Origin of the sequence: Caproiciproducens galactitolivorans, from assembly GCF_026672255.1 — a bacterium.
GTDB lineage: Bacteria > Bacillota > Clostridia > Oscillospirales > Acutalibacteraceae > Caproiciproducens > Caproiciproducens galactitolivorans_A.
This window is the reverse complement of record NZ_JAPOHA010000004.1, coordinates 213,077-234,815: the sequence shown is the minus strand read 5'-3', so window position 1 is coordinate 234,815 and position 21,739 is coordinate 213,077. Positions and strand designations below refer to the sequence as shown.

Here is a 21,739-nt window from a genome sequence, read left to right as displayed (position 1 = left end):
ATAATCTGCTCAAGGGCTTTGTGGTTCCGCATAAATTGCAACGACAAAGCCCTTTTTTTATCAATTTTTATCTGGAAGATGAGGGAAATTTAATGAGTGTTTCCATTAATATCGATAACGTCGTAAAAAAATACGGAAATGACACGATTATTAACGGCTTGTCGCTGAAAATTCAGCCGGGCGAATTTTTTACGCTTCTCGGGCCGTCCGGCTGCGGAAAGACAACGCTGCTCCGGATGATTATCGGGTTTAATTCCATTGAAGGCGGAGAAATCAAAATAGATGACAAGGTCGTAAATAATATCCCGGCGAATAAACGGAATATGGGAATGGTGTTTCAGAACTACGCTATTTTTCCGCATATGTCGGTTGCCGACAATGTTGCGTTTGGGCTGAGGAACCGAAAAGTCGCAGGCGAAGCAATCAAAAAAGAGGTCGATGAAATTTTAAAAACGGTGAAAATCGACCATTTAAAAGACCGGATGCCCGCCCGGTTATCCGGCGGTCAGCAGCAGCGCGTCGCCCTTGCCCGGGCCATTGTCATCCACCCGGAGGTTCTGCTTATGGATGAACCGCTTTCCAATCTAGACGCTAAGCTGCGGGTGGAAATGCGAAACGCGATCAAGAGCATACAAAATAAAATAGGGATTACCACGGTTTACGTCACCCATGATCAGGAAGAAGCGCTTGCCATTTCCGACCGTATCGCGGTTATGAACGGCGGCGTGATTCAGCAGATCGGGAAACCAAAGGAAATTTACCAGCGGCCGGCCAATATTTTTGTTTCTACTTTCATCGGTCTGTCGAATATTTTGGATGCTTCCGTAAAAACAAAGGACTGCGCGGTGGGAAGCAAAAAAGTGGTCTTCCAAAATGAAGGCTATGGAGTCCGTATGGATAATCTTTCCGATTCCGTACAGGACGGGCAGAAGGTAAAGGTTTCGGTAAGGCCTGAAGAATTTGAAATCAATACGAACGGGGAAGGAATTGCGGCAACCGTGGAAAGCTCCGTATTTCTGGGTTTGAGTACGCATTACTTTATGGAACTGTCCGACGGGAAAAAGGCGGAGGTCATCCAATATTCCGGCGACGCGGAAATTTTACCGAATGGAACGAAGGTATCTCTGGCCGTAAAGCCGTCAAGAATCAATGTCTTTGAATACGAGGGCGAACGCACGCTTATTGAAGGGGTGAAGCGGTCATGACGGCAAGCAGAAATCGGCATTTCACCATATGGACGACTCTTACGCTGCTGATAATGGCGGTTTTCGTGGTCTTTTTACTCTATCCCCTGGTTTTGGTTTTGTATAAAAGTGTTGTCAGCCCAACCAGCGGAGGCTTCTCGCTGGAATACTTCCGGAAATTTTTCGGCCAGAAATATTACTGGGGCACGTTGCTGAACAGCTTTCAGGTTACGATTTGCGCAACCCTGCTTTCGGTGTTGCTGGGCTTGCCGATTGCCTATTTTACCAGAAGCACAAAAATATTCGGCCGCGGCCCCCTGGAGATTGCTATTATTATTTCTTATTTATCCCCGCCTTTTATCGGGGCCTATGCATGGATACAGCTTTTGGGCCGTCAGGGCGTTATTACGAAAATTATCAATGCGGTTTTCCACGTAAAATTTAACGGAATATACGGTTTTGCGGGGATTTTGCTTGTTTTTACGCTCCAGTCCTTTCCGCTGATCTATATTTACATATCCGGGGCGCTTAAAAATCTGGACAATTCCCTCAATGAGGCTGCGGAAAGCCTTGGCTGCACCGGAATCAAGCGCGTTGTTAAAATCATAATGCCGCTGATTATGCCTACCATTCTGGCCAGCGCACTGCTCGTGTTTATGCGTGTGTTTGCGGATTTCGGCACGCCCATGCTGATCGGCGAGGGCTATAAAACCATTCCGGTTTTGATTTACAACCAGTTCATCAGCGAAGTGGGCAGCGACGACGGATTTGCAGCGGCGCTGAGCGTAATCGTCATTGTGGTGACGACGCTGATCTTCCTGTTCCAGAAGCTGATCTCTTCCCGGAACGCATACTCGATGTCCGCATTGAAACCCATGCAGCCCCAACCCGCGAAAGGTTTAAAAAACATTCTGATTCATCTTTTTGTTTACCTCGTGGTCATTCTTGCCATCCTTCCGCAGGTTGTGGTTATCTATACGTCTTTCCTGAAAAACAACGGCGGCCAGGTATTTACCGGCGGCTACTCGCTGCAAAGCTATGAAGCGATCTTTAAAGAAGGGCAAAGCTCCGCCATCTGGAATACGTATTTATTCGGGCTGGGAGCTATCGTGATTATCATTGTACTGGGCATTTTCATTTCGTATCTGACGGTGCGGAAAAAGAATGTGATTACGAATATTCTGGATACGGTTACCATGTTTCCTTACATTATCCCCGGTTCCGTACTTGGTATCTCCTTCTTGTTTGCGTTCAGTAATCCTCCGTTTTTACTGGGCGGCACGGCAATCATCATGATTATTTCGTTTGCAATCCGAAGAATGCCTTATACCATCCGCTCCAGCACCGCGATTCTGGGGCAGATCAGCCCAAGCGTGGAAGAGGCCGCGGTTAGTTTAGGCTGTACGGAAATGCAGGCTTTTCTGAAGGTGACGGTTCCCATGATGCTGCCGGGCGTTTTATCCGGTGCGATTATGAGCTGGATCACCGCCATCAGTGAATTGAGTTCCTCCATCATCCTGTATGGAAATAATACGCAGACGCTGACGGTGGCAATTTATACCGCCGTTGTGCGCGGCAATTTTGGCAACGCGGCGGCGTATTCCACGATTCTGACGGTAACTTCCATTCTTTCTCTGATTTTGTTCTTCAAGCTGTCCGGCAGTAAGGAAGTAAGCGTCTGATTTTATAAAGCAAGGTCCTTTTCCGGGGCCTTGCTTTTGTAGTATAATAAAAAATATCGAAAAGAGGCGAAAGGCGGATTTTTATGAGAAAACCTGGAAAATTCCGAAATTATCTGAACCGGACGTTTATCCGGTTTTCGCTGATGCTGATCTGCTTGATGTCCACCCTTTTCCTGATTTTTATCTTCCTGAATTTCCGGCTGACAACCCAGAATGCGAACGTCGCCTGCAACGCCGGAATCGGCGGATTTTTCAAGGACCAGTATGACACGTATAACCACGGAATCCAGAAGCTTGCCGCGGCGAAGGAAATAACGGATGCGCTGTCCGACGAAAACGACAAAGCGGAAGCATACCAGCTTCTGTACCGGTTCTCAAACGAACAGCAGATTAAGCCGATTTTTGCCCTGTTTGACGCGGGCGGCCGGTTGATGCTCACCAATCTGTACCGTCCCAACCAGGTGATCTGCCAAGGCAGCGGAAAAGTGCGGGACGCCCTTGAAAGCAGCAAAAATTCCCCCGAGCGGGTGTATGGCGGCGTCAGCGATATCCCCTATGACAATAAGCAGAATACCGTTTACCTGTTTTCCAAAGCGGTGGAAAGCGGCGGCAAAACGGTAGGATATCTGGTTTTGGATCTGCGGCGGGACAGCTTTGACCAGTTTGTGCGCAAAAATGAAGTGGACATGGTCGTTCTGACGGACCGCTTCGACAATGCGTTTTATGAAACCAGCGATTCCGTGCTGGACAGCATGGGGAAATGCCGGATAAACGTTGCGGAGGACGGTTCGGCAACCGTGGACGGCAAGCCCTACTACTGTGTGCGCACCGTTCTTCCCGACAGCGACGTGAAAATCATCACCCTGACTGCCGTTTGGGAACAGAAGCAGATGATGCTGTTCGCCGTGGTGTTTTTGTGCGCGGCGAGTGCTTTAATGGTGGGGCTGTTTCTGCTGATTTCCAATAAGGTAGCGGCCGGAAACGCGCGTTTTATCGATGAACTGCTGTACGCCGTAAAGCAGTGCCAGAACGGCAATATCGATTACCGGATTAATTCGCAGACCTTTGAGGAATTTCAGACGCTGTATGACGAATTCAACCAGATGATGTCGGAAATCCATATCCTGCTGAAACACAACACGGAGCTGACGGAACGCAAGCGGCAGATGGAGATCAAGCAGCTGGAAGAGCAGTTTAACCCCCACTTTGTTTTTAATATCATGGAAGCGATTCGGTACGAGATTCTGATTGACCGGAAGCAGGCATCCCAGATGGTTGTATCCTTCGCGAACCTTATGCGGTACAGCATCAATTACGGGTACGCCCAGGTACCCCTGCGCGTGGACATCACGTATGTAACCGACTATCTTGCCCTGCAAAAAATGCGCTATAACAAACGTCTTACCTACAGCATTGCGATCGGCGGGGAACTGCTTGATTATAAAGTGCCCAAGCTGATTATCCAGCCCATCGTGGAAAACTGTATTTCCCACGGAGCGGAAAATGTGGAATGCATCGATATCCATATTGCCGGGCGTATGTCCGGCGACGTTATGGAAATAACGGTTGCGGACAACGGGGCCGGGATGGAAGAAGAAAAGCTGAACCGGATCAAGGCTCAGCTTTCGCGGGAGGGCATCCAGCCGGAGCACATCGGCCTGTACAATGCGCACCGGGCGCTGAAGCTTCTGTACGGCGAAGATTACGGTCTGCAAATTGAAAGCCAGATTCAAAAAGGAACCAAAGTTACAATCCGAATTCCGGTTGAAAGCGGTGAAGCAAATGTATAAAGTTTTATTGGTCGAAGACGAGGACATTATCCGCAAGGGGCTGATGTTCATGATGAACTGGGCGGAATACGGCTGTACGATTGTAAGCGAAGCGGTAAACGGCAAGGACGGGCTGGACAAAATCGCCGGGTTCCGTCCGGATATTGTCATTACGGACGTAAAAATGCCGTTTCTGGACGGAATCGAAATGCTGAAAAAAAGCATTGAAGAATACGGCTTTGAAGCGATCATTCTTTCCGGTTACAGTGAATTTGATTATGCCAAGGAAGCGGTCTCGCTCGGCGTTACGGAGTACCTTTTAAAACCGCTGGACATGGACCTGCTGGGAAAAGCGCTAAAAAAGACGGCGGCTAAAATAGCGGAAAAAGGGGAGATCGAGGCATTCCGCCGGTCCCGGAAGATTGCGGCGGAAACGGATATCCTGCTGGCCGGCATGGCCTGCCGGAATCATCAGTCGAAATACGGGAAGGAAATGCTTGACTATATCGACAGACATTACTGCGAGAAAATATCGATTTCCGATTTGTGCGGCCGCCTGAACGTCAGCGTAACTTACCTGAATGCAAAGTTCAAGGAAGAAACAAATTATACTTTCAATGATTTTCTGAACCGGTACCGTATTGTGCGGGCGGTGAAGATGCTGAAAGACAGCGATATGAAGGTCTATGAAATCGCGGAGGCCGTTGGATTTCAGGATTATAAATACTTTATACAGGTCTTTAAAAAATACATCGGCTGTTCACCGATTAAATTTGTCAACGCGCTGGAAAAGGGGGGGAATGAAGCGACGCAGACTTTGTTCTGACGGGTCGAATCTGATTCTTTGTTTATAACATTGAATTACGGAAATGATTTAGCTTGCCCTCAGGCCGAGGAGCTGCGTATATTTTCGGATAGGCCGTACCTATTCCTTTATGTTTAATATTGAATTACAGAAATGATTTAGTTTGCCCTCAGGCCGGGCGGGCCCCTACTTTCGGAATCGTCCGAAAGTAGGCAAAGGACGAGCAGGGGGCTTTTGAATTCCCGGCGGGAGGGTTGCATAAAAGCCCCCTGCACCCCGAAGGTATCCCCAAAAAGCCTGTGGGGTACACGCTTTCTATGTGGTTTTCATTGACGTTCCTCCGAGGTAGTTTAGAGGAAAAAAAGTACCCCATTATAAATGTGCGTGCAGGCTTAACCTCCCCTGTCAAGAAAGTTCCATAAAAGCCCCTTGACCCGAGGTATCCCTAAAAGACCTTTCAGGTGTCCGCTTTCCTTGTGGTTTTCATTGACGGAAAGTCCTACGTTAGCGTTCCGCTGGAGGAACAATGTGTACGCTCAATCTATAAATCACATAAATTATAGAGCAAGCGCCGGATTTCCGGCGCTTGCTTTATAAAAATTCCTGTTTAGACATTTAAATTCAAAATTCCTGTTGCATTATTCGAATAAAAGAGCTATAATCTGCTTGTAAGGCATAAAAATATAAAAGTGCAATGCAGGAACAAGCGTTGGCGCGCCTGTCCCCTGCATACGGAGACCAAAGCTCCATACGCAACTGATATAATCAGCACATTGCGTTTCCTATTATACCCCCTGGTTACAGTTTTGTACAGAGGTATTTTCGAATTTCGCATTGTGCATGGTGGCGTTGTATATGGATGAAAGTCCGTGTACGGCGTTTTTTTATGCCTTGCGTTCGGGCGGCGGAATGCTTTTCCCATACTGTTCCATCTGCCCTAGGTCCAATTTCTTCCCGCCGCCTGATTCGATAAGCTTTCTACACATTTTCACCTTGGTGTGAATAAAACCACAGACTCCGGCCTCCCGGCGCCGCATGCCGGGAGCAAGGCCGGGGGACACACAGTGTCTTTTTGCCGTTTCCCCCGCACCGCAGGCGGTGCTCCTCCAACGGAAAGCGAACATAGGACTTTTCGTCAGTGAAAACCACTTAGAAAGCGTGTCCCTATACTCTCCCCCCTAGGAGAGTAGATTTATCGGCACCCCGGCAACTCAGCCTGCCGGGGTGCCGAGTTTTTTTATTTTTAAACGAAAAAGAGTATTTCCCCAAAAATATTCTTTTCTTTCCGCCGGTGCAATTCTTTCTATAATTTTTCAGAATCCAGCCATAATAAAGAAAAAAGCAAGGAGTGTTTTTATGGCTGTTGCGCACAGAGGCGCTATTTCGTTCGGACTGGTGCATATTCCCGTTTCGCTTTATACGGCGACGCAGGACAGCGATATTCATTTCAATCAGCTTCACAAGGAAACAAAGGAGCGGATTCGGTACAAGAAAACCTGCCCGCACTGCGGCGAGGAAGTGAAGCCGGAGGATATTGTAAAGGGTTATGAATACGATAAAGACCATTACGTGATTATGACGGACGAAGACTTCGAAAAAATTAAAACTGAAAAAGACCGCACGATTCAGATTCTGCATTTTACGGACATCGGGAATATTGAGCCGATCTATTACGATAAAACCTATAACGTTGCGCCCGACGCGGGCGGGGAAAAAGCCTTCGAGCTGCTCCGCCGGGCGATGAAGGACGAAAACAAAGTGGCGGTGGCGAAAACGGTGATGGGAACGAAGGAGGCCCTGCTCGTAATCATGCCTTCGGAAAGCGGTATTTTACTGGAAACCATGTTTTACAAGGATGAAATGAAAGAGATGCCGAAAACCTATACGAAGCCGGAAGTGAACCCGGAAGAACTGAAAATGGCAAAAATGCTGATCAACTCCATGGTAAAGCCGTTTGAACCCGAACTGTACCATGATGAATATCAGGAACGCCTGCGTCAGGTTCTGGAACAGAAGATCAGCGGCCAGGAAGTCGTCGCGGCGAAAGACGAACCGGAAGCCGGCAACGTGATCAACCTGATGGACGCGCTGAAAGCGAGTATCGAGCAGAGTCAGGGTGAAAAAACGCCGCCAAAGGCAAAAAAGGCTTCCAAGAAGGAAAAGGGCGCATAACGGGCGAAAAGATCGTCCGGCCGCACGGCGCGCCCCATCCGGCTTCGAAAATGGACGGACTGGCAGTAGAATACTTTTCATAATATTGTTGCAAATTCCTTCCTTGGTTGTCTATACCTATTGTCGAATAAAAATGAAAGGCTATATCGTATAATAAAAAACGTTCTTTTTACCGCTTGCCGATTCTTTTCTCAGCATTCCCGTATGCGGCCGAAAAATCGGAAAATGGAAAGGGCCGTTTCCCTGATTTTTTCGATAGCCTTAGGAGGGTATTCTATGAAAATCCGTAAAATTCTAGTAGTTTGCTTCTTAGCGTTTTTTGCCGCCGCGGGCTGCAATGCGTTCGGCGGGGAAAAAGCGGCGGCCGGGCCGGAAGCGGGCGGTTCCTCCGGTCTTTCCCGTCCGGTCATCAATGTGAATGAAAATGCTTCAAAACAGAAGGAGAGTGAAGAAGCTCCGGACCCCAAAAGCAGGGTAAGCGTAAAGTATTATGACGCCGAAACCGACGCGGCCGCCTATAAAATGAACGGGAACGTCTATATGAATCTGAACGATATCTCCCGATTGTTCCGCACAAAAATCACGTATGAGAAAACGGATAACACCGTACGCATTGGGGATGTTGCGCGGGCAAACGCGGGTTATTACATGCCGGACCTTTCCGCGTATCCAAACTTGGACGATGTGATCGGATTGCCGCCGTATGAAATTTGGACGGATGGCGGCGTCGTTGATTTCACGTTTGTAACAAAGGGCGTTGCGTTTTCGGATATGATGCCCCAAATCGACAAAGCTTTGAAAGCGGACGGCTTTGCGGCGGCGACAAAGGAAGAATACACGGAGCTTACAAAAACCCGGAGGGAGTTCAGGAAAGGGGAAATAAAAAATACATATATCAAATACAAAAAAGAGGAGCAGGGCTTTTCCCAAAATGCGATTCAAATCCTTGACGGCGGCTTGAATAAAAATAAAATTCCTGTTATGATTATCCAAATGGGGGACGTGTGAACCGGACGTACCTGCCGGCCGGAAGGGCTTTTCCGCCGGTGCTGCGCCCGCACTTCGGCAGTCCCCGAAGGATGCACGGAACGAGGAAGTATAAACGGTACCTTTTCGGAAATGTTTATAACCGGAGGAATACCCTTTCAGGGCAAAAACGGAAACAGAATAGGGAGGTAAAATATGAAATCAGGTACGATTGCGTTGGTTCGGGCAAGGGAAATTCTCGATTCCCGGGCAAACCCCACGGTGGAAGCGGAGGTCATACTGGAAAACGGCACGGTCGGAACAGCGGCGGTTCCCTCCGGGGCTTCTACCGGCGCTTTTGAGGCGGTGGAGCTGCGCGACAACGACAAAGCGCGCTACATGGGAAAAGGCGTGCAGAACGCCGTGGAAAATATCAATACGGAAATCCACCAGAGCCTGAAGGGCCTGGACGTTTCCAGACAGGCCGAAATCGACCGTATTATGCAGGCGCTGGACGGAACGGCGAACAAGGCAAGGCTGGGAGCGAACGCGATTCTGGCGGTCTCGCTGGCCTGCGCAAAAGCCGCCGCCAAAAACTACGATATGCCGCTTTATAAATACGTGGGCGGGTGCGACGCGCGCATCCTTCCCGTACCCATGATGAATATCCTGAACGGCGGCGTGCACGCCTCCAATAACGTGGATATTCAGGAATTTATGATCATGCCGGTCGGCGCGGAAAGCTTTGCGGAAGCGCTGCGCTGGTGCGCGGAGGTGTTCCACAGCCTGAAAGCGGTTCTCGGCGGCTGCGGATTTGCCACTTCGGTTGGCGACGAGGGCGGTTTTGCGCCGAATTTAAGCGATGACGAAGAAGCGCTGAAAGTGATTCTCGAAGCGATTGAAAAGGCCGGTTATCAGCCCGGCGAGCAGTTCAAGATTGCGATGGACCCCGCTTCCAGCGAGTGGTACCAGCAGGACGGGACGTATTTACTGCCGAAGAAAAACAAGAAGATGACTTCGGAGGAACTGATTCAGTACTGGGAAGCCCTGGCCGCCCGGTATCCGATCGTTTCTTTGGAGGACGGCCTTGCCGAAGAGGACTGGAACGGCTGGAAGACCCTGACCGAACGGCTGGGCGGGAAAATCCAGCTCGTCGGCGACGATCTGTTCGTCACCAATACCCAGAGGCTGAAAAAGGGAATCCTAAGCGGCACGGCGAATTCCATCCTGATTAAACTGAACCAGATCGGCACCCTGACGGAAACGCTCGAAGCCATCCGCACGGCACAGCGGGCAGGTTATACGGCGGTGATTTCGCACCGCTCCGGCGAAACGGAGGATACCACGATCGCGGACTTGTCCGTCGCCATGAACGCGGGGCAGATTAAAACCGGCGCGCCCTCCCGGAGCGAACGGGTGGCAAAGTACAACCGCCTGCTCCGGATTGAAAAGGACCTCGGCCATACCGCAAACTATCCGGGTATGCTGGCGTTCTATAATCTTACAAAATAAGGAAAATCCCGTGGGATGCCGGAAACAACCGGCGCCGCGGGATTTTTTATCCTCTTTTATCCAAATTTTTGGCATTATTTTGCTGTTCGTTCAAAATTTCTACATTTTTGTTTATTATAATATAAGAAAATACTCTAAAAAATCGGGTACATGTTCTAAAAACATTTTAGCATGAAAGAAGGATTCATGAATGTTCAGAAATATTCCAATTAAGAGAAAACTGGTCGCTGCTTTTCTTGTGGTATTTATCATTTCCAGTATCGGAAGCGTGTACAGCCTTTTCGGGGTACGGTCGGGGATAACGTCCCTGCCGATTATCATTGTGCTGGCAGTATCCTTTGTGGCTTCCGTACTGATTGCCCTGTATATATCCAAAGATGTGTGCGGCAGGGTGAACGACGTAACCAACGCGGCGAAGAAAATGGCGCAGGGCGATTTGAACATAACAATCGCGAATCACTCCGCGGACGAAATCGGTCAGTTGAGCGCCGCTTTGGAGGAAACCAACGCGAGCATGAAAGCCTACATATCGGATTTAAATGGCAATCTGGGGAAATTGGCGCAGGGGAACCTTCGTATACAGAGCACCGTAGAATTTAAAGGCAATTTCGTTCAGCTTCAGGAATCGATGTTCGGGATTGTCGATTCGCTGGACAACGTGCTTGCCCAGATCCGGCAGGTTGCGCAACAGGTTTCCGGCGGTTCCGACCAGGTGTCCTCAAGCGCGCAGGCGCTGGCGCAGGGCGCCACGGAACAGGCAAGCTCCATAGAGGAATTGTCCGCGGCGATTACGGAAATATCGGAAAACATAAAACGGAACGCAGATCATGCCGTGAACGCGAGCAAAAATGTCGGCAATGTCAATGCGGAGCTGAAAAACAGCAACCGGCATATGCAGGAAATGCTGGCCGCCATGGATAAAATCAGCGTTTCCTCGAATGAAATCGGCAAGATTATCAAAACGATTGAGGATATCGCTTTCCAGACCAACATTCTGGCTTTAAACGCCGCGGTGGAGGCCGCAAGGGCGGGCGCGGCCGGAAAAGGATTCTCCGTTGTGGCGGATGAAGTCCGGAATCTGGCAAGCAAAAGCGCGGACGCGGCAAAAAACACAACCATCCTGATTCAGAATTCCATCGCGGAAGTAGAAAACGGCACAAAGATTGCAGATACCACCGCGGATGCGCTGCGTAAAGTCGTGGACGAAACGCAGGAGGCGGTTCAGCAGGTTCAGGAGATCGCACAGATTTCGGAACAGCAGGCAAGCTCCGTTCAACAGATAACGCTCAGTATCGATCAGATTTCCAGTGTGGTTCAAACCAATTCGGCAACTTCGGAAGAATGCGCGGCGGCGAGCCAGGAGCTTTCCGGTCAGGCGGAATCCATGAAAGAGCTGGTTGAAAGATTCAAACTAAAAAATTAAAAATAGGAAAGCGGTTCGGCTTCGGCCGGGCTGCTTTTTTTGTGCGCGTTTTTGCTTCCGGTTTTTGCTGTCCGTCTCCGGTCTCTCCCAATAGATCTCTTCTTTTAAGACCGCAGGCAGCTTACCCCTTTGGCGGCGCGGAAACATCCCCGGCGCCGTGCTCTCCTTCCGCCGCTCAAAGCCTTGAGAAAGATTGACTTTCCCTATCCGCGGGAGCATAATAATACCACGATAAATCCTGTTGGAAACGGACTGCCTTCAGCCTCGTATTGCGGCAGACGGCGGTGGGAGTGCGAAAATGAAAGATCGGTTTGATTTGGAGATCTTAAAGCTGAGCGCGGGGAAAAGCACCATGCATTCCGTTGCGGCGCAGATTACCGTATCCGTGATTGTTATATTATTAACAACATTGGTTGCTTTGGTTTTCCGGTTCTGGGGCTTTGCGGAAATCAGTATCGGGGTCGTTTATATTCTGTGCGTCCTGATCATCGCCCGCGTTACGCGCGGCTACATGTACGGGCTGGCCGCGTCCGTGGCGAATATTTTATGCTTCAACTATTTCTTTACGGAGCCTTATTATACGCTTCATGTGTACAACCGGAATTATTTTACGACGTTTGTCGTTATGCTGCTGGCCTCCGTTTTAACCAGTACGCTTACCAGCGAAATTCTGGATTCGTCCGCTCTGGCGAGCAAAAACGAAGGGATTACCCGGATGCTTTATCAGATCACCAGTTCGCTGGCGAAAGCTTCCGGCGTACCGGAAGTGGCATCCGTTTCCGTGCGCTGTATTTCGAATCTGATGGACTGCGACACCTGCTTTGTCACGCTGGGCGAAGACGGGGTTCCCGATTGGGAATACACCTATTCCGCTGCGGAGCACAGGGTGATTTCAAAACCGGCTCCGCAAGCGGAAACGAAGGAAAAGGGGAAATACGTCCTTCCTGTTTCCAGCCACGCCAAAAGGTACGGTATGCTTTGTTTTCCGGACGGCGCCGCCCCGGCCGGAGAGGACGAGGAAAAGCTGCTTCGTTCGGTTGCCGTTCAGATCTGCGTTGCAATGGAGCGCGAGCATCTGGCGGATGAAAAAAAGAAAGTGGAGGCGCAGGCGGAACGGGAAAAACTGAAAAGTAACCTGCTCCGCTCGATTTCCCATGATTTAAGGACGCCGCTCGCGGGAATTTCGGGTTTGGCGGAAATTCTGCAATACAATCTGGAGGAGGACGAAAACCGGGAAATCGCGCGGGCAATTTATGACGACGCGAACTGGCTTACCCATATGGTTGAAAATATTTTAAGTCTGACCAAAATACAGGAAGGCAAAATGATTCAGAATATACAGCAGGAAGCCGTGGAGGAAATCGTTGCGGAAGCGGTGAAGCGCGCGGCAAAATACGCGGAAAAGCAGAAGATCACGGTAAAAATTCCGCATGACGTCCTTTTCGTCCCCATGGACGGCAAGCTCATTATACAGGTACTGATTAATCTGATCGACAACGCGGTGAAACATTCCGCGCCGGAACAGGAAATCCGCGTGGAGGTGTACCCCGAAAACAATAAGGTGTGGTTTAACGTCGCCGACCATGGAACGGGAATCCCGGAAGACGAGCTTCCCCATGTGTTCGACCTGTTTTACCGTGCCGATCACGGGCAGGCGGATTCCAAACGCGGAATCGGGCTGGGCCTTACGATCTGCAAATCCATTATCGACGCCCACGGGGGTTCCATTCTGGCGGAAAATAATACGGAAGGCGGGGCGACCCTGCGCTTTTGGCTTCCGTATCAGGGAGGTATGAAAAATTGACGGGAAACGAACTGTTTTTAATCGTGGAAGATGACCGGCAGATTTTATCCTTTATCGGATTTTCCCTGAAATCAAAGGAATACCGCTCCGTGCAGGCGACCACCGGAAAAGAAGCGATGAATTTCCTTGCTACCCTGCACCCCGATATCATGATTCTGGATTTAGGGCTTCCGGATATGGACGGACTGGAAATCATCCGGCAGGCGCGCGCGGTTTCCGATCTGCCGATTATTGTTGTGTCCGCGCGCGATCAGGATCACGAAAAAATCGAAGCGCTGGACGCGGGGGCGGACGACTACCTGACAAAGCCGTTCAGCATTAACGAGCTGCTGGCAAGGATTCGGGTCATTTTAAGGCGCCTGCATAAAAAGGACGAGGCCCCCGCACAGAGCGATTTTAAAATCGGCGAGTTGGAAGTTCACCTCGACAAGCATCAGGTGCTTCTTTCGGGCAAGGAAATCCACTTTACGCCCATGGAGTTCAATGTGCTGGCTTTGCTGGTTCAAAACGCGGGAAAAGTGCTGACCCATACCTTTATTATCCGGCAGGTCTGGGGCTCGTATCTGGAAAGCGATAACCAGTCCCTGCGGGTGTTTATGGCGAATATCCGCCGCAAGCTGCAAGAAGACCCGGCCAAACCGCGGTATATTCTGACGGAAATCGGCGTCGGTTACCGTTTCGCAGACGAATAACGGGGGCGTTCCGTCTTCCCCGCCCCAACCGGTTCCGGGGAATCGTGTACCGCCTTTTAAAAATAAAAGACAGGGCTTTTGCCCTGTCTTTTCATTTTCTCTCACCGATACGGCAGAGAGAAAAAAACCGGTATTATGAGGCGGACTTAACGCAATTGCAGGAGTTTGTTTTTCAGGTCGGTCTCCAGCTTCCGAAGCTCCTGTTCGGCCTGCGCGCGCTTCTCGCGGCCTTCCTGCTGAATCTGCATGACTTCATCCAGTGTGGAAATGAGCGTTTCATTGGTATGCTGGAGCGTTTCAATGTCCACAATGCCGCGCTCGGATTCCCGCTGCGTTTCGACCGTCGCCATTTTGAGCGTGTCGGCGTTCTTGCGCAGCAGGGAGTTGGTCAAATCCGTGACCTCACGCTGGGCTTTGGCCGCCTGGGTGGAATGTTCCACGCCCAGTGCCAGCACCATCTGGCTTTTCCACAGCGGAATGGTGTTGACGATCGTCGACTGGATTTTCTCGCTCATAATCAGGTCGTTGTTCTGCACCAGACGCAGCTGGGGCGCCATCTGAATCGACACCGTGCGGGTCAGGTCCAAATCGTGCAGTTTCTTTTCAAAGCGGGAGCACATATTGGAAAGGTCGTTCGCCGCCTGCGCGTCTTCCGGCAGGCCGGAGGCCTGCGCCTTCTGCTGCAAGGCGGGCAGATCGACGGAACGCACCTGCTCCAGCTTCTTTTTTCCGGCAAGCAGATACATGGAAAGCTCTTTAAAATAGGTCTTGTTGACCTCATACATCTTATCCAGAACGGAGATATCCTTCAAAAGCTGCACCTGGTGCGCTTCCAGCGCGTCGCAGATTTGGTCGACGTTGGTTTCCGCCTTTGCGTAGCGGGCTTTCAGGGCGGCAATCCGGTTGCCCCCGCGCTTGAAGCGCGCGAAAAACCCTTTTTCCTCCTCGTCCACATCAAAGCTTTTCAGCTCGGCTACCACGCCGGAGAGCATCTGCCCGACTTCGCCCAAATCCTTGGTGCGCACGTTCTCCAGCGCACTTTCGGAAAAGTCGGACATCTTTTTCTGGGCGCCCACGCCGTATTGCAGAATTTGATTGCTGTTCGTCAGGTCGATCTTCGCGGCAAAATCAGCCACCATTTTCTGTTCGGCAGGGGTAAGCTGCGGTTCCGGCGTCGTCCCGGCTGCGGGAGCCGCCTGTGCGAGGATGGCCTGCGCGGTAACGGGCTGCTCGGGAACAGGGTCAAGCGTAAGTTCAGGAGCAGGGATCTCGTTCTGATTCATGGTAAACCTCCATACCAAATATTCCTAATCGAATTTTTTACGAAATTTTGCTGTCTTCCGGTGCTTTAAAATCGCTGCCGGTCAGGCCTTCCTGTTTGAGCATGGTTTCCAAAGTGGAAATATCTGCGGAAACGTCGAGGGCGTCGTCCGCAAAAAGGGTATCCAGCAGGTTTTCAAAAGCGGTGTTGATGGTATCCAGCGCCCGCTCAATCTCTTCCTTTGCCTTGGAAATATTTTCGCCGTGCACCGGCTGATTCTCAAATTCTTCGTAAGACTTTACCAGCTTCAGGGTCGTGGGCATATAATAGCGGATAAAACGGCGGATATCCGGCAGCTTTTCGGGATGCTGTCGGATGCATATGAAAATGCGGGCCGTTACGTTTTCGAGCCGGTCGAGCTTTTGGGAAATCACTTCGCCCGGCAAAGCGTCGTTTGCAGCGCGGATTTGCTGCAAATATTCGTTTCCCTCTTTTATAACGGCCGCAAGCTCCGCTTCCTTCGGGTCCGCCGCTTCCTTTTGTTCTTCCTCCTGTGCGGCCTGCGCGCGGGCGGTATACGCCCTTTCCGCTTCCAGATAATCATTATAGGTTTCGTCGTTCACGATAAAACAGGTTTCCCTGCGGTCCAGATGCCCCTGCGGGCAGGCGCCGCTGGAAATCATCCTTCGAAGGTCCTTTTTCGTGCGTTCCTGCGTTTCTCCGGTCATGTCGGCAAGCCGGTCCACCATGCAGAAAGCGGCGCCGCCCATTGCATTGCGGTATCGTGTAAAGCGGCGGGCGCGGCGGCGCAGGACGATGCCATAAACCATTAAGCCTAAGAAAACCGCCGTAACAGGCAGTAAAACCGAAACGGCCACTGCCAAATGCAGCAAAGGCACATATCCGACGGCGCCCATGATCAGCGTCACAAGATCGGCGATCAGCATCGGGATACCGGCAGCAGCCCCGATGATCGCACAGACAAGCCCGGAAATGCTGCCCGGCATCCTGCTGCGGAATGCGAAAGGTACGGCGGCCGGTTCCTGATAAGCGGGCGCAGAAGGCCGGCGGCCGTCCGCTCCGTTTTGGCAAGCGCCGCGCGGCCGGTTCTGTGTGTAGGCAGGCGGGCGCTGAGCCGCGTTTTTCAGATCGTCAAGGACTTCATTCCCATACATGGTGAATTCCTGGACGCTGTCGTCGACCGCGCGGCCAACTTCTTCCCAGTTGCCGGAGCGGATGGCGTCCCGAACAGCCCGGCCAACTTCCTTGCCAATATGTCTGTAATTTCTGTTCCGCATGGCTTCCTCCAGAGAACCCGCCGTGCGACCCTGCGCACGGGTGTACAATTTCCTTCATTATAAATCATTTCAAGCGAAATGACAACTTCTGCGCGCGGTTTGTAAAATTAAAATCAGCGGGTTTTCGGGATGGCATTGCGGCCGGCGGGCCTTTGCGCCCCAGATATTTCCTGCCGCCGTTATGCCCCCGGCCTGCACCGGGATTCCCGCCCCGCGGCGGCAAAAAAACAAGGACAAGGCAATCAGCCTTGTCCTGTTTCAGATTACAGACAAAGCGCCGTTTGGGCTTACCCCCTTACGGCGCTTTGTCTACAGGATATAACTCTAATTAGAGTTATATCCATTTTTCGTTTCCAAGCGTTTATCTGTAAAATATAGGATTTTCCTATTTTATTTTGCATGCTCGCCCGGGAATGGGATCGTCCACTGTCCGTTTACCGGCCATTCCTGTTTCGCAAAATCCCTGCCTTTCATAAGTACCTTATCCGGATAGATGTCAAGGCACAGCCCCTGGCTTCCGTTATCCGGCCCATAACCGTCGGAGGGTATGGTAGAGAAAGTAGTTGCGGTATTTACACACCAGAATCCGGAGGTAAAAATTGTGCATTTTGGATGATCCACTACCGCATGCGTATGTCCCGTAAGGAATATAACCTGTGGATATTTTGCCAAAAGGCTTCTTAGCTGGGAATCCTGCACCACGCCGTCCGGATAGCCCGACGTCCCGTATCCGTCTCCCGGGTAGGAACCCACAGAGGTGTTAGCCAGCGACTGATGCAGAAATACAAAAATCGGCTTGTTCCGATCCGCGCCTTCCGCTAATTTTGCGCTCAGCCAATTCAATTGGTCGTCTGAAATATTCGCCTGATCTTTCAGATCCTGATCGGTTGACAGAAAGATAAAATGAAAACCCTTGATTATCTCGTCATAATGTCCCGCAGGCATTTTGGTTTTCGTCAGGAACCGCTGATACGTCTCTTTGTATCCTCCGTCATGCCACCGGATATCATGATTCCCGATTACAAAATAGGTTTTCGGATGATCGACCGAGTCCAGTATTTTCATAAACAGATCATACTCATCGTCATTGCCGTGGTCGGTCATATCGCCAACCACACATAAAGCTTCCGCTTTTGGATTGATTTCCTTCAAATCAAGCAGCGCGTTTTTGAGTTTTTTACCGTTTTTGGAAGAAATACCGGTATCCACATGGGTATCGGAAATAACGGAAATGCTCAGTAAGGGGCCGGCACCTTCCGTAACCGTAATGCTTGCCTTAGGCACAATCGCCGTCCCGTTTAGAACACCTCTTACAGAGAAACTTCCCGCTTTGGAATAATCCGATGGATGAATCACATCCCAAATTACAGGAACCGGCTGAACCGTCCCATTGCTAAATTCTGCGGTTACCGTTTCCGGCAGTTTCGGTGCAGTTCCTGCGGCAGTATAAACAACAGTCTGGCGAACAGATTTTATTCCTTTACAATCCAGCATTTTTTATTCCTCCAAGTATTTCACTTTTTGATTGCCGGCTGGGCGCAGCCATAAACTTTGTTTCTATCATACCACCTTGCGCATTTGGATGAAAATATCAAAAATTATGAATGTTTGTCCCTTTTTATGTTTATGTTTGTTATACCGAAAACGCTTCGGGCAAGGAGGCTACAATTTACGGTATTCACTTGGAGATACCCGGAATTGCTTTTTAAAGGCGCGCGAAAAGTTAAACTGGTTGTCGTATCCGGTTTCTGCCGAAATTTCCTTTATTGAAAGTTTCGGATCTTTCAAAAGCTGTACGGCCAAACGCATTCTTAAGGATGTTACATATTCGACAAACGACATCCCAAGATGCTCATGAAGCATTTTGCTCAGATACGTATAGCTGATTGAAAAATTCGCGGCGATGTCGGAAAGAGTAATTCCTTTATCATAGTTTTCGTCAATATATTTCTGAACCATCTGGGCCATGGTTTTCATATTGTCCCGGTCTTTGGTCAATAATTCGATTACCGACCGCAATTTACTGAAAACCATTCCTTCCAATTCAGCAAAGTTGTGGAAAGAACTGAATGGAGGAAAAACAATACTGTCTTGCTGCTGCGTTTTCCGCTCCGCAAGAATCTTTCCCGCGTAATTTGCCGTGTAGTTATAGAAATTCTCAATTTCACCGGAAGACATTTTGGTAAACCAATAGCGCATGTTTGTTTCCAAACAGCTTATGCTGCGCAGATCGAGTGTTTCAAACAAAGTGGTTACCTGCTCGATCAATTTCGATGATAACGGGGTTTCTTTCGGGAGCGAATCCGTAAAGATATGCCCGTAGCCTTCGGAAATCCTGCGCGCAAGCAGGCCGTCGGCCTGATAAAACAGCGGAACAATCTCCTTTGCCTTCCCGATGGCACTGACAGCCGCCACCGTGGAATCCGTTGTGATCCGATGAAGCAAATCCTTGACGGCGCCGTATAAGGAATCAAACGTATTGTATTTACTGAAATTTAATAGGATAAAGAGTTTATCGTATGGGACAGGGGAACATAAAACACGAAAATCCCGCTGTGCTTCAAAATAGTCATAAACATTATTGATGGAGGAATTGATCACCGCTTCCTCCTGCGGATGATCAAAGGCCAGGATGATCACCGAAAAAAGGCCGTGCTTCATATACTCCAATAAACTTTCAATCAGCCTGTCCGATTTCAGCGGCGCGGTATCCGGCTGCAAAAGTTCCGGAAGGGTACGGGCCAATTCAAATTTCCCCGCGCGGGTATGAACCTCATAGTTCTGATTTTCGTCTAAGCTTTTGCAGGCCCGAAGCACCACTTCTTTGAGCTGTTCCGACAGCAAAGGCTTTAAAAGGTAATCGTAAGCGCCCTCCCGAAACGCGTTATGCACAAAATCGAAATCGTCATATCCGCTCAAAATCAGAAAACGGACGGGGAACAAAATCTGATTGAGCCGGTTAATCAGCTCAATTCCGCTGATGCCGCCCATTTTTATATCGGTAATAACGATTTGGGGTTTATAGGTGCGGCAGATGTCAAACGCCTCTTCTCCGCTGTAGCATGTCCTGATTTCGCCGATCGACGGCAAATGAAGCCGTTTCAGCTTCGATGCCACACCGTCGCAGATATAATATTCATCATCCACAATAAGCACCGAATACATCACGTTTCCTCCCTTGTTTTATTATAAGGAATGCGCACGGTAACGCAGGTAAACGAGTCTTCCCTGCTGTCAATCTCCAAAGACGAATTCTCACCGTAAAAGAGCATGATGCGTTTATAAACATTATTTAATCCGATAAAAGATGAATTTTCATTTGATAAATCCTGAAGCGGAACATCCCGGAAAATATTTCCGCGTACATCCAAAAGACGCTGCGCACTCATTCCGATGCCGTCATCCATCACCTTAATCACCAGCGATTCTCCTTTATGTACGGCGGTTATCGTGATATTCATATCGTCGTTCCTGCTGCGGAATCCGTGAAGCACCGAGTTCTCAAGGATCGGCTGTATCAGGAATTTAATGATTTTGCATTTCTTAACCTCCGGCGTACATTCCAGCTGTAACTGCAGCTTGCCAAGATATTTCATAGAGTACACTTTAATGAGGGAAACCGCGTTTTCAAGTTCCAGTCCCACCGTAGAATAAATCCCGTCGTCCTTCATATTATAACGGAGCAGATGCCCAAAATAGGATATGGCTTCCGAAAGCTCGTAATTCCCGTTTTTTTCCGCATTCCCTGAAAAAACATTCAGGGTATTATAAATAAAATGGGGGTTTATCTGATATTGAAGCGCCTTGAGCTGTGCGGTTTTACTGGCGATTTCCTTTTGTACAATATTCGATATCAGCGTGTTAATCTTATTCAGCAGAATATTGTACCGGCGTTCAAGATCGCCGATTTCATCATTCCGCGTTTCGGGGAGCTGGCCGTTAAAATCGTTTTGAATGATCGAATCAATCTGGCTGATATCGTGATTGACGGCGGCGAAAATACGGCGTGTTAAAATATTCATAATGAAAAACTGAATTAATGCGATCCAGGCAAAAATCAGGGAAATACGCAAAGTGGGAGAGGTATACGCCTTTTTATCAACATAATTGGAATCTGTAACGATAATATCAAACTGATTGATCGTTGAATAAAAATAGTCCCGGCTCTCTTCATGGAGGCTGCTTTGCCCGCTGCCTTTTAAATGGCTGGGGTCGCCGCTGAAGACCTCCGCCAGCGGGCTGGCGCCGTAAAATCCTTTGTTCGGCAGCAAAAGAGAATATTTTCCTCCTTTCTGGTTCGCTTTTTCCACAGAGTCAAACAACTGATCGGGTGACATTTCAAAAACAAGAAGCCCCAGCTCGTGTTCGGAGGAACTGTCCAGAATTTTACGGACACAAAGAACGATGCTGTCCGGATGTGAAAATTTTTCACCGTCCTTCGCCTCAAAATAAGACTTTGCTTTCTCCTTTTCCAGTAGGTAAAAATCAAAGTCTTTTTTATTCTCTTTAAAATCCCGGTAGAAGTCCTGACCAAAAATGCGGGTGCTGTGATAGAAATTATCCTTTTCTTTCACAGAATGATTATTGCTGTAGACGGCAATGTTGTTAATGCCTAAATTTTGATATTTTAAAGAATATTTTAACGCAAGCACGCTTTGATCAAAGTAATTGGCATACCATGTAGGAAATTGATCCAGATTTCGTCTGGACAAAAGACCGACAATCGAGCTTTTGTAAGCCAGATCCCGGGAAAGTTCTTCAACCGAAAGGAAAGTGGTATTCAGGTTGTTTGTAAGCTGATCGATGGAGGTTTGCCTGTCCTGCAGCGCCTGCCCATACAAACGGCTTAATTGGCTGGAATAAAAATAGCAGGAGAAACTTCCGGCCGGCAATACAATTAAAAAGATGAACATGATCGTAATTTTCTGAGTAATACGAAGGTTTTTATAATTGAATAAACGCATGGCGATTTTCCCACCCTCAACGTAAAATAAAACGTTTTATTATTTTATAACTATAAAACATTTTATAGTATCACGCAAAGAGTTTAATGCTGATGGCGGAATTTAGATATAATGACTTAAATTAGGACGAGTATATCCTGATTTTCAAGCAAAAAGCCAATAAATGATAAACATTCCTAAACTGTGATATGTTCAAGGAAGCCGCAG

15 protein-coding genes are annotated in these 21,739 nt (G+C 49.2%); 10 read left to right on the top strand and 5 right to left on the bottom strand.

Going from position 1 to position 21,739, the window contains the following annotated elements; translation table 11 throughout:
* Positions 1–92 precede the first annotated feature (92 nt).
* The 10 genes from OUY18_RS05730 (at position 93) to OUY18_RS05685 (ending at position 14,009) form a co-directional block, all read left to right on the top strand.
* On the top strand, positions 93–1,205 hold the full coding sequence (locus OUY18_RS05730) for an ABC transporter ATP-binding protein (protein ID WP_268057774.1): 1,113 nt from the start codon (positions 93–95) through the stop codon (positions 1,203–1,205).
* The gene (locus OUY18_RS05725; RefSeq protein WP_268057773.1) at positions 1,202–2,866 is read left to right on the top strand and encodes an ABC transporter permease; all 1,665 of its coding nucleotides are present in this window, start codon (positions 1,202–1,204) and stop codon (positions 2,864–2,866) included. The genes OUY18_RS05730 and OUY18_RS05725 overlap by 4 nt, the downstream gene beginning before the upstream one ends.
* 83 nt (positions 2,867–2,949) lie before the next feature.
* A complete protein-coding gene (locus OUY18_RS05720) occupies positions 2,950–4,656 on the top strand; it encodes a sensor histidine kinase (protein WP_268057772.1) in 1,707 nt (568 codons plus the stop codon).
* Positions 4,649–5,461 (top strand): response regulator transcription factor, encoded by an 813-nt coding sequence (locus OUY18_RS05715; protein ID WP_268057771.1) that lies wholly within the window; start codon positions 4,649–4,651, stop codon positions 5,459–5,461. The genes OUY18_RS05720 and OUY18_RS05715 overlap by 8 nt, the downstream gene beginning before the upstream one ends.
* 1,335 nt (positions 5,462–6,796) lie before the next feature.
* On the top strand, positions 6,797–7,612 hold the full coding sequence (locus tag OUY18_RS05710) for a Ku protein (protein ID WP_268057770.1): 816 nt from the start codon (positions 6,797–6,799) through the stop codon (positions 7,610–7,612).
* Positions 7,613–7,888: 276 nt separating this feature from the next.
* Positions 7,889–8,620, top strand: coding sequence for a hypothetical protein (locus OUY18_RS05705; protein WP_268057769.1), 732 nt, complete (start codon positions 7,889–7,891; stop codon positions 8,618–8,620).
* A 174-nt stretch (positions 8,621–8,794) separates the two neighbouring features.
* Positions 8,795–10,090, top strand: coding sequence for a phosphopyruvate hydratase (gene eno / locus OUY18_RS05700; protein ID WP_268057768.1), 1,296 nt, complete (start codon positions 8,795–8,797; stop codon positions 10,088–10,090).
* 190 nt (positions 10,091–10,280) lie between these two features.
* Positions 10,281–11,513, top strand: a complete 1,233-nt coding sequence (locus tag OUY18_RS05695) for a methyl-accepting chemotaxis protein (protein ID WP_268057767.1) — start codon at positions 10,281–10,283, stop codon at positions 11,511–11,513.
* Positions 11,514–11,811: 298 nt separating this feature from the next.
* Positions 11,812–13,317 carry an ATP-binding protein gene (locus OUY18_RS05690; RefSeq protein WP_268057766.1) on the top strand — a complete coding sequence of 502 codons (1,506 nt, stop codon included), beginning with the start codon at positions 11,812–11,814 and terminating at the stop codon, positions 13,315–13,317.
* Complete coding sequence (locus tag OUY18_RS05685) at positions 13,314–14,009, top strand: response regulator (RefSeq protein ID WP_268057765.1); 696 nt, start codon at positions 13,314–13,316, stop codon at positions 14,007–14,009. Before OUY18_RS05690 ends, OUY18_RS05685 begins: the two co-directional genes overlap by 4 nt.
* A gap of 146 nt (positions 14,010–14,155) precedes the next feature.
* On the opposite strand, the gene OUY18_RS05680 is transcribed toward OUY18_RS05685, so the two are convergent.
* The 5 genes from OUY18_RS05680 to OUY18_RS05660 form a co-directional block, all read right to left on the bottom strand.
* Positions 14,156–15,292, bottom strand: coding sequence for a toxic anion resistance protein (locus tag OUY18_RS05680; protein ID WP_268057764.1), 1,137 nt, complete (start codon positions 15,290–15,292; stop codon positions 14,156–14,158).
* 37 nt (positions 15,293–15,329) lie between these two features.
* A complete protein-coding gene (locus OUY18_RS05675; protein ID WP_268057763.1) occupies positions 15,330–16,568 on the bottom strand; it encodes a 5-bromo-4-chloroindolyl phosphate hydrolysis family protein in 1,239 nt (412 codons plus the stop codon).
* A gap of 390 nt (positions 16,569–16,958) precedes the next feature.
* Positions 16,959–18,062 (bottom strand): Ig-like domain-containing protein, encoded by a 1,104-nt coding sequence (locus OUY18_RS05670; RefSeq protein ID WP_268057762.1) that lies wholly within the window; start codon positions 18,060–18,062, stop codon positions 16,959–16,961.
* A 168-nt stretch (positions 18,063–18,230) separates the two neighbouring features.
* Positions 18,231–19,733: a response regulator transcription factor gene (locus OUY18_RS05665; RefSeq protein WP_268057761.1), complete on the bottom strand. Its 1,503-nt coding sequence runs from the start codon at positions 19,731–19,733 to the stop codon at positions 18,231–18,233.
* Positions 19,733–21,532 carry a cache domain-containing sensor histidine kinase gene (locus tag OUY18_RS05660; RefSeq protein ID WP_268057760.1) on the bottom strand — a complete coding sequence of 600 codons (1,800 nt, stop codon included), beginning with the start codon at positions 21,530–21,532 and terminating at the stop codon, positions 19,733–19,735. The genes OUY18_RS05665 and OUY18_RS05660 overlap by 1 nt, the downstream gene beginning before the upstream one ends.
* Positions 21,533–21,739 lie beyond the last annotated feature (207 nt).